Annotated in this window: 9 protein-coding genes, 3 tRNA genes and 1 pseudogene; 12 read left to right on the top strand and 1 reads right to left on the bottom strand. The window is 53.4% G+C overall.

The features are described from left to right. The 4 genes and pseudogenes from BG52_RS06535 to BG52_RS06550 form a co-directional block, all read left to right on the top strand. A pseudogene (locus BG52_RS06535) lies at positions 1-463 on the top strand (efflux RND transporter periplasmic adaptor subunit); the annotation flags it as partial. 3 nt (positions 464-466) lie between these two features. Then, positions 467-3,328, top strand: coding sequence for an ABC transporter permease (locus BG52_RS06540; RefSeq protein WP_036581365.1), 2,862 nt, complete (start codon positions 467-469; stop codon positions 3,326-3,328). A gap of 30 nt (positions 3,329-3,358) precedes the next feature. Continuing rightward, positions 3,359-4,240, top strand: a complete 882-nt coding sequence (locus BG52_RS06545) for an ABC transporter ATP-binding protein (protein ID WP_036581418.1) — start codon at positions 3,359-3,361, stop codon at positions 4,238-4,240. A 4-nt stretch (positions 4,241-4,244) separates the two neighbouring features. Further along, positions 4,245-5,759 carry an ABC transporter substrate-binding protein gene (locus tag BG52_RS06550; RefSeq protein WP_223298931.1) on the top strand — a complete coding sequence of 505 codons (1,515 nt, stop codon included), beginning with the start codon at positions 4,245-4,247 and terminating at the stop codon, positions 5,757-5,759. A 78-nt stretch (positions 5,760-5,837) separates the two neighbouring features. Here BG52_RS06550 and BG52_RS06555 read toward each other — a convergent pair whose 3' ends face one another. Further along, positions 5,838-6,353 (bottom strand): 2'-5' RNA ligase family protein, encoded by a 516-nt coding sequence (locus BG52_RS06555; RefSeq protein ID WP_036581367.1) that lies wholly within the window; start codon positions 6,351-6,353, stop codon positions 5,838-5,840. A 153-nt stretch (positions 6,354-6,506) separates the two neighbouring features. Here BG52_RS06555 and BG52_RS15990 point away from each other — a divergent pair, with 153 nt between their 5' ends. From BG52_RS15990 to BG52_RS16395, 8 genes are all read left to right on the top strand, one after another. Next, a complete protein-coding gene (locus BG52_RS15990) occupies positions 6,507-6,671 on the top strand; it encodes a hypothetical protein (protein ID WP_190287479.1) in 165 nt (54 codons plus the stop codon). A gap of 102 nt (positions 6,672-6,773) precedes the next feature. Beyond that, positions 6,774-6,850: transfer RNA gene (locus BG52_RS06560), tRNA-Met, on the top strand. Between the two features lie 26 nt (positions 6,851-6,876). Then, positions 6,877-6,953 (top strand) — tRNA-Ile (locus BG52_RS06565). A 17-nt stretch (positions 6,954-6,970) separates the two neighbouring features. Further along, a tRNA-Leu gene (locus BG52_RS06570) sits at positions 6,971-7,059 on the top strand. A gap of 420 nt (positions 7,060-7,479) precedes the next feature. Then, positions 7,480-8,148 carry a hypothetical protein gene (locus BG52_RS06575; protein WP_036581369.1) on the top strand — a complete coding sequence of 223 codons (669 nt, stop codon included), beginning with the start codon at positions 7,480-7,482 and terminating at the stop codon, positions 8,146-8,148. A 13-nt stretch (positions 8,149-8,161) separates the two neighbouring features. Then, on the top strand, positions 8,162-8,662 hold the full coding sequence (locus BG52_RS06580; RefSeq protein WP_190287480.1) for an accessory gene regulator B family protein: 501 nt from the start codon (positions 8,162-8,164) through the stop codon (positions 8,660-8,662). After that, a complete protein-coding gene (locus tag BG52_RS15995; RefSeq protein ID WP_190287481.1) occupies positions 8,659-8,814 on the top strand; it encodes a hypothetical protein in 156 nt (51 codons plus the stop codon). The genes BG52_RS06580 and BG52_RS15995 overlap by 4 nt, the downstream gene beginning before the upstream one ends. Positions 8,815-8,865: 51 nt before the next feature. Further along, positions 8,866-9,156: transposase family protein (locus BG52_RS16395; protein ID WP_223298932.1), on the top strand; the 291-nt coding region annotated here is incomplete at its 3' end.

Here is a 9,156-nt window from a genome sequence, read left to right on the forward strand (position 1 = left end):
CAGCCGGCTCGTCGTGACGGCCACGTTGTCGAAGGACGACCTCGCCAAAGTAACCGTCGGGATGCCGGCTGTCGTTTCCATTAATAACGTCGAAGCAAAGGAAGGCAAAGTCTCGCAGCTGCCGCTCACTGCGGGCAATGACCAGAACGGGGGCAATGGCGGCGGGGGTGCAGGCGGCAAAAAGCTTGAACGTCCCGAAGATTATCTGCAGGTAGACATCGGCGCGTTCCCGAAAGGCGTGACCAGGGGAACCCCGCTGTCCGTGAGCGTTATTACCCAGCGCAAAACAAACGCCGTCGTCATTCCGCTCGCGGCGCTGCGTTCGATCGGCTCCCGCACCTACGTTCAGGTGATCGACGAGAACGGCAAGCGCGAGGTGGACGTGGCTGTCGGCCAGCAGACCTCGACGCAGGCGGAAATCCTGGAAGGATTGAAGCCGGGCCAGAAAGTCGTAGGTCGATAACGGATGGGAGTGCCGCTATTACGATTTTTATTCCGCAAAATGTGGAACACCAGGTGGCTGACCTTAAGCACAATGGCCGGCTTGATCGTCGCGGTGGCATTCGCCACCAGCATCCCGATGTACGCCGACGGCGCGCTGAAGCGGGTGGTCACGCAATCGCTGCAGGAGCGCAGCACGGGCCTGCCTGCCGGCTCGCTGCTGATGCGGTATCAATCCGCAGGCGGCGGCAAAACCGATATTCAGGCATTGGGCGATGTGGATCAGTACATTAAGAAGGATGTGCCCAGCCGCATCGGCTTTCCCTACCGGAGTTTCGTAAGCAGCCTCTCGATCCGGGGAACGGAGGTCGTGCCGGTTGATTCGACGAAGGTAGACGCCAGCCGGATGAGACAGCTGACACTGATGGCGATGTCCGGATTGAATAAGCAAACCGAGCTGATGCAGGGGCGGTGGTTCGCGGACGGCGAAGGCGGCGACGTGCTGGAGGCCGTCATGCTGGAAGAGGCGATGTTCCGCAACGATATTCATATCGGCGACGAGTTCGATTACCCGGTGTACGGAGGACTGAACATCTCGCTGAAGGTGAGAGTCGTCGGCGCCGTCAAGCCGCTAAAAGACACAGATCCTTACTGGTATCAAGGACTGGAGTCGCTGATGGGCACGCTGCAGATCAGCGAAGCGGCTTTCAAGAAGCAGCTGCTGGAGAAGCGCAGCATTCCGGTAAACAATGCGAACTGGTATTATGCCTTCGATCTGCGCGAGATCAAGACGAGTCAGCTTTCGCCACTCGGCCGCTCGCTGGACCGGCTCAACATCGAATTGTACCAGCTTCTGAAGGATACGCGCATCGAGATATCGTTCGCCGATACGCTTGCGGATTTCAAACGGCAGAGCCTGCAGCTGCAAACTTTGCTGTTCACGCTCGCCACGCCGATGATCGCGATGGTTTTCTACTACATAGCGATGAACGCCCGGCAGTCGCTGGAGAAGCAGCGGAGCGACATCGCGGTTCTGCGCAGCCGCGGAGCGGGCACGCGGCAGATCATGCTCATTTATTTGCTCGAAGGGCTGCTGCTGGGACTTATCGCTTTGGCGACCGGGCCGCTAATCGGCTGGTTTATGGCCAAGAGCATCGGCTCGGCCAACGGGTTTCTGGCATTCGTCGACCGTAAGTCGATCCCGGTCGGGTTCTCGACCGAGGCGATGATCGCCGGGCTTGCAGCCGTCCTGCTCGCCGTGCTGTCGACGGTCGTGCCAGCCGTCATCTATGCCCGTTCCTCGATCGTCGGCTATAAGCAGAAGCTCGCACGGTCCGACCGGCGTCCGTTATGGCAGCGCTGGTTTCTGGACGTCGCGCTGCTCGGATTGGCCGGCTACGGATGGTATCTGTTCAACGAGCGGCAAATACTGACGTTCCGGACGGGCATGACGACCGATCAGCTTGACGTTAACCCGTTTCTGTTTTTTGTCCCGGCTCTTTCGATATTCGCGATGGGCTTGTTCTTCCTGCGGGTGTTCCCGCTCCTGCTCAAAATTCTCAACCGGATCGGCAAACGATTTCTGCCGGTGCCGCTTTTTCTGACGCTTACCCAGCTCTCGCGTTCCTCCAAAGCCTATTATCCGCTCATGATTCTGCTTATCCTGACGCTCGGTCTCGGCGTCTATAACGCATCGGCTGCGCGCACGATCGATCTGAACTCCACCCAACGGACGCTGTACCGCTACGGCAGCGACGTCGTCATTCAGACGGTGTGGGAAGGCCGCGCGGAGATTCGTCCCGGCAGCGGCAACCCCGGCAACCCCGGCGGCGCAGGGAACGGTGCAGGCGGCGGCAATCCGGGAGGCGGCCAGGCCGCTCCGACGCGCATCAATTATACGGAGCCGCCTTTTGAAATATTCCGATCGCTGGACGGCGTCGAATCCGCCGCGCGCGTCCTGCAGGCCAAAGGCAATGTGGTCATATCGGGCCGCTCGGCCGGTCAGGGCACGCTGATGGGCATCGAGAACGTTGATTTCTCGAAGGTCGCCTGGTTCCGCGAGGATCTGTTTCCCGCTCACCCCTACAGATATCTGGACCTTCTGGGCGACTACGAGCAGGCGGCCATCGTGCCGTCCGGCATCGCCGAGAAATTCCAGCTGAAGCCCGGCGACCTGATCTCGGTAGGCCTCGGCGACGGCATGATCGAATTCGTCATCGTCGGCATCCTGCCTTACTGGCCGACGCAGTATCCGGATCAGTCGCCTTTCGTGATCGCGAATCTGGATTATATCTATGACCAGGTTCCGATCATTCCCTACGAGGTCTGGCTGAAAATGAAGACAGACGCCAAGGTGGCGCCGATCGTCACCGCCCTTCTGGATAAAGGGATCGAGCTCGCTTCCGTGAAGGATGTCCGATCGGAATTGATTGCGCAGTCGAAGCATCCGACCCGCGGCGGCGTTTTCGGAATACTCAGCCTTGGCTTTATCGTATCGGTTCTGGTGTCTTTATCCGGTTATCTGCTGTACTGGTTTTTTAATCTTTCGGGGCGCATCGTGCAGTTTGGCGTCCTACGGGCGATGGGGCTGTCGCGGAAGCAGCTCACCGGCATGCTGCTCCTGGAGCAGCTGTTCACCGGAGGCTTGTCGATTGTGCTCGGGCTGCTGATTGGCCGCATAACGAGTGTGTTGTTCCTCCCGTTTCTTCAGACGGCCGAGAACATCGACAATGCGGTTCCTCCTTTCCGTGTCGTCTTCGAAGAGCAGGATATGCTGCAGCTGTACGGGGTGGTCGGCGTCATGCTGCTGACCGGAGCGGGGCTATTATTCCTGCACATCCGCAGGCTGCGTGTCCATCAAGCGGTTAAGATGGGAGAGGAGCGTTAGGCCATGACCACAACGGCAATGGACATAACGATGATCGAGTGCGAGGGACTCGTCAAAATCTATAAAACCGACGAGCTGGAGGTCGTCGCCTTGCAAGGGCTCAACCTGACGGTCCGGCAGGGCGAGATGATGGCGATCATCGGCAACAGCGGCAGCGGCAAATCGACGCTCCTCAACATACTGGGCGGCCTGGACCGCCCATCTGCCGGTCAGGTCAGCGTCGGTCCGTGGGATCTGCTCAAAATTACTGACGAGCAGCTGGTCCGCTACAAACGGGAGACGGTTGGCTTCATCTGGCAAAATAATGCCCGCAACCTGCTGCCCTATTTGTCGGCGCTTGAGAACGTCGAAATGCCGATGATGCTGTCAGGGAAGCTGGACCGCGCCTACGCCCGGCAGCTGCTGGAATGGGTCGGCTTGCAGGAGCGTATGCATAACAAGCTGCATCAGCTTTCCGGAGGCGAGCAGCAGCGTGTGGCCATTGCCATATCCCTGTCCAACCGTCCCCATATGCTGCTTGCGGATGAGCCGACGGGCTCGGTCGACACACGCACGTCCGATCTCATCATGGATATTTTTAGGCGGCTTAACCGGGAGCTAGGCGTCACGATCGTCATTGTAACGCATGATTTGTCGCTGGCCGGCAAGGTTGACCGCGTGGTGGCGATCCGGGACGGCTTGACGAGCACCGAATTCGTCAAGCGCAACCCGAATCTCGATCTCGCGGCGGCCGAGGGCGCGGGGTATGGCGGGCTGAAAGACATTCATGAGGAATTCGTCGTCGTCGACCGTGTCGGTCGGCTGCAGATTCCGAAAGAGTATCTGCTCTCGCTCGGCATTCGGGACAAAGCGTCAATGGAGTTCGACGGTGAGAAAATCGTCATTACGGCACCGAAATCATTGGGGAGGTAAAGGTATGGAAACGATGAACAAAACCGACGGCAAACTTCGCCGGTCCCTGCTGGCAATGTTGACGCTGGTGATGCTTGGTTCGCTGCTCGCCGCATGCAGCGGCGGAGGAGAGGGCAGCGGCGCGAATACCCGCGTGCTGCGGGTCGGGACGCTTTATGGCAGCCCTCAGGATGAGGTTTGGTTCCGCCAGCAATACACGGATGCGTATGAGCTGATGAACGACAATATTCAGATCGAAATCGTATCCGCCATCGACTATAACGACCAGCGTTTCATGACGCCGGAGGATCAGAAGAAACAGCCGGACGTTTACGAAGAGCTCAAAAAAATGCTTACCGGCAACAACCCGGTCGACGTCATGGTGGTCGACTACAACTACCTGCGCCGTATGGTTCAGGATAACCTGCTGCTGCAGCTCGATACGCTCATCCAAAAGGACAAATTCGACCTGAGCGATTATGTGCCCACGGTTATCGAAGGCATCAAGGCAGTCGGTGACGGCAACCTGTATGCGTTGACGCCGACCTTCAGCTCTTCCGCGCTTTTCTATAATAAGAAGCTTTTTGCCGACGCGGGGGTTCCTGTGCCGACCGACGACATGTTTTGGCCGCAGGTGATCGATCTTGCCGGCAGAGTCGCCAAGGGCGAGGGCAAGGACCGCAAATACGGAATCAGCATTAACCGTTGGGGCGGGGACGGCTTCTACGAAATTCAAACTTACGCGGCGCCGCTGCAATTGAAGATGTACGATGATGCAGGGGAGAAAATGCTGGTCAATACGCCCCAATGGGAGAAAGTATGGATCGACATTGCCAATCTGTACAAAAATAAAGTAGCGCCGAATATGAATGAGATCCAGATTGATATGCAGGCTCCCAAGGAAGGACTGCCGTACAACCCGTATCAGGGCGACCTGTTCATGAGCGGCAGGGTCGCGATGATGATTGCGGAGTTCGGGTATGTGACGGAGCTTGCGCAGGCGAAGGAAGCGGAGGGTAAGCTCGAGGGCTTCACACCGGTCGATTGGGATGTCGTCACCGTGCCGCAGTTCGAGGAAGCGCCGGGTGTCGGAACGATGATCGGGCTCAACTCGCTTATGGGGATTAACAGCAAGGCGCCGAATCCGGACGATGCGTGGGAATTTGTGAAGTTCATGAACAGCAAGGAATGGGCGAAGCTGAAATCCCGCAGCATGTGGGAGATGACGGCGCGCAAGGAATTTCTGAAGCCGAAGGACGGCCAGTCGTATAACATCGACGCCTTCACGAAGCTGAAGCCGGTTCCGCCGCTAAGCACGGACCAGGAGAAGCTGTTCCGCGAGAAGCCGAACCTCTGGCAGGTGCAGAATATCGGCCAGCCGCTGTTCCAGGAGGTCATCAAAGGCACCAAAACGGCCAAAGAGGCGCTTGCCCTGTGGGAAACGCAAGGCAACGCCATGCTGCAGCAAATCAAAACGAACCCGGACGGGCCGATTAATCCGGTCGAGGGCGGCGCAGCAATCGATGCTTACCGTAAATAGTAAATAAACCGGTATGCAACAAAACCGCAGCAAGGCCATTAAAGCGGCTTTGCTGCGGTTTTTCATCGGCTTTTCCGGTTATTTGCCTGTAAGATGGAACGTCCGGTAAACGCTCCATGCGCCGTCTTCGCCGGCTGTGAGCAGATGAAAGGCATCGACGGCCGTCTCATAATCAAGCGGACGATTGCGCAGGCTTCCGTACAGATCATGCAGCTCATCGGCCGAGAGGTTCCGTCCTAAGGTGACATGCGGCGTGTACACGTAAGCGGTCTTTTCCAGCGCAAGAACTTCCTTGCAAACGGCCTTATGAAGCCTGGTCATCGGCTCGGGGTCCTCCAGCGCCATATACACGACATGGCTGGCCGGATAAAAGCTCGATATCCGGTTGAAGCGCAAGGTGAAAGGTCTGACGGCTTGCGCTGCCGATTCCAACTGCTGAATGGCCTTGGCGGCTTTGTCGCCGGACCACTGTTCGGCTTCACGAAGGGTCATATGCGGTGGAATGAGCGAGTATTGCGCATCGTGCCTTTTGCGGTAGCTGTCAGCAAAAGCCTGAATCTCGGGGGCGGGAAATACGGCAATTCCGTAACGCATGGCGATCGACCTCCCGTAATGATTTCTTATCATCATTATAAACCGTTTTTGCTTGATTTTCCCGATTTCCGGGTATTCTAATACAAACGCAGTCGGTTTTTTTTCGGCCTGCCGGCTGCAGGAAGGGAATCACAAGCATAAGGGGGATGTCAAGTGCGCTGGATTTACTGGGTGCGTTTGTATGAGACGAAATTCCAGGCGGGCTGCCTCGTCAAACGGATGGAGAACGATTGGTGGATTTACGGCTACGATTGCCCGCAGGAGATCGAGGTGTTCAAATCCAGGAAAGGCCGTTACGGGGTTCGTTTCTTGCAGTAAAGAAATATAGATTCCCGGTCAAAAGAGATCTTGACTTGGGCTTGTTTGCTATAGTATAGTTACTTTTGTCGCCATTCATTAATGCTTCATATATGGTACTGTCGCGGGGTGGAGCAGCCCGGTAGCTCGTCGGGCTCATAACCCGAAGGCCGCAGGTTCAAATCCTGCCCCCGCAACCAATCTTCCAATCATGGAACCCCTTTACGGGCCCTTAGCTCAGTTGGTTAGAGCGGTCGGCTCATAACCGATTGGTCGGGGGTTCGAGTCCCTCAGGGCCCACCATGTATGAACCATTCCTTGCCGGGGTGGCGGAACTGGCAGACGCACAGGACTTAAAATCCTGCGGTGGGTGACCACCGTACGGGTTCGATTCCCGTCCTCGGCACCATTGCTTTACTAATGGTATTTAATTGTAAGTTCTGTAGTGCCCTAGTTGGTGCTCATGACTCAATAAATCCTTTTCTTGACTTGTTTAATTAGAGTTGAGATGGAGGGTTTTTTTAGTTCGAAAAAAAACCAAACTAAATCACAGATGCTTCCAACGCTAATTGTGATCAGTATGATGATGGCTCCAGAGCAATATTTAGAGGCTTTGCATTAACATATGAACTCACCTAGCGGAGTGATTTATAAATGAGCGTTATCGACTTGGGCATCATCAATTTGTAGGGACTGTTGTATTTGAAGTTGTATTTAAACAAAATGAGTGTTGCAAGTTTGAAACTGGACGAAATATAATGAGAGTAAGCTAAGGGATTAGGACATTCTGCCTGTATTTTATTTCTTATCCATCTAAAGGGGTAATATCGTGAATTACTTTATTTTTATTTTGGCTTCTTCAATTGAGTACTTTGGTACGTTCATGTTCATGTTTGCGCTTTTTCGCTTTAGAATATATTCGCAGATGATTATCAATGTGCTTTTTGTCTCATTTCTTATGAGTCAGGTTTCCTATTTCACCAGATTAAATCCCGAGATAGGTGACTTATCCACTTATATTCAATTCGTCCTATTCATCCTCATTGTGTGGATTTTATTTCGTGTCCCCTTGTTTCACTCTATTATAATGAATTTTGCTGGAATAGCTGCGGCAATCGTCATTCAAGGTCTGATCATTTTGCTGCTGTCGCAGTCAACAGGCCTTACTGCGTCAGAAATGTTGGCTAATATTTGGATAGCATCTTCCTTTCAAGTGTTGCTGGCCATTTTCGAGATTGCTCTGGCACGTACCATCGTCATTTTTAACTTGGGTTTTGATTTCGTTCCAACATCTCCCCGCTCGGATGTCCGTATCAGGGGGACAAATGCGGTTCTAATGGGCATTATCATATTTGCTATTGTGTTAGCGGCATTAATGGCGTATTTATTTCGAACTGATCCCGATATTTATGTAATTGGCGCGAGCATCGTCTTCCTGTTAACTTTACCTATATTTATTTATTTTTCCATAAGAAAGGATTTTGAGGATGCTGCATAGGATTGCGGTTTCAATGCGTGACCGTATGATCGCAAACGGTGTCATGGCACCTTCCGTAGAAATCATCCTATATGCATTAAACATTGTCGGCAATACCGTTTCAATATTTTCGATTAGTGCATTAGTTGGCCTGATAACGGGTGAATTGGTTAGGACTCTGCTTTTGATGATGGTCTTCGCGCTAATTCGTATTTTATCTGGCGGTTATCACCTTAAATCGGGAATGTGGTGTATTGTTGTCTCATCTGCGCTCATGTCTGTTCTTCCTCATCTACGTCTCACGAACACTTGGACTTATGTGTTCACAGGAATTGCACTACTCGCAATATTGATATTTGCGCCGGCCAATTATGACAAATATGCGCGACTCTCGGAGCGGTATTATCCGTTTCTAAAACTGATTTCGGCTGCTATAGTCGCTGCGAATTTATTCATCGTTTCAGATGTGGCAGCAATTGCATTTATTACGCAGGCGCTACTATTACCTTTTAAGGAAGGAGGTGAGGAAGAATGAAAAAACAAGCCTATCAATTGTTGGCAACAGGTATCATTGCATTGGCTTCTGCATTCGTACTGATGGGATCTTACGCATTCGTCAACAAGCCGAAAATGCCAAAAGAACTGAGAAAACAGCTTCTTCGCTGTGAGAAATGTTTAGCAAGTTAAAAGACCGTCAATACTGGAAGAAAAGAGAACCAGTAAGGACGGTGTTTTCATATGTTTGCAGCAAATTTAAAGGACGGACAACTGGAGGAGCTTCTTCATATCCCGGAACCGTGGTACATTGATCAAGTGGCATTTGATTTGGAACAGAAGCAATTAGACGTGTACGTGAAGTTCCGTAAACGAGCCTTGTTTCCTTGCTCAGGCTGTGGGACTCCAGGCCAGCCGGTGAAAGACATTGCAGATAAAGACCGGACGTGGCGGCATCTGAATTTTTTTGAGTACCCGTGTTACATTCATACAGAGCTGCCACGGACCAAGTGTGAAACATGCAATCGAATTATG

This window comes from Paenibacillus darwinianus (assembly GCF_000598065.1).
GTDB lineage: Bacteria > Bacillota > Bacilli > Paenibacillales > Paenibacillaceae > Paenibacillus_I > Paenibacillus_I darwinianus.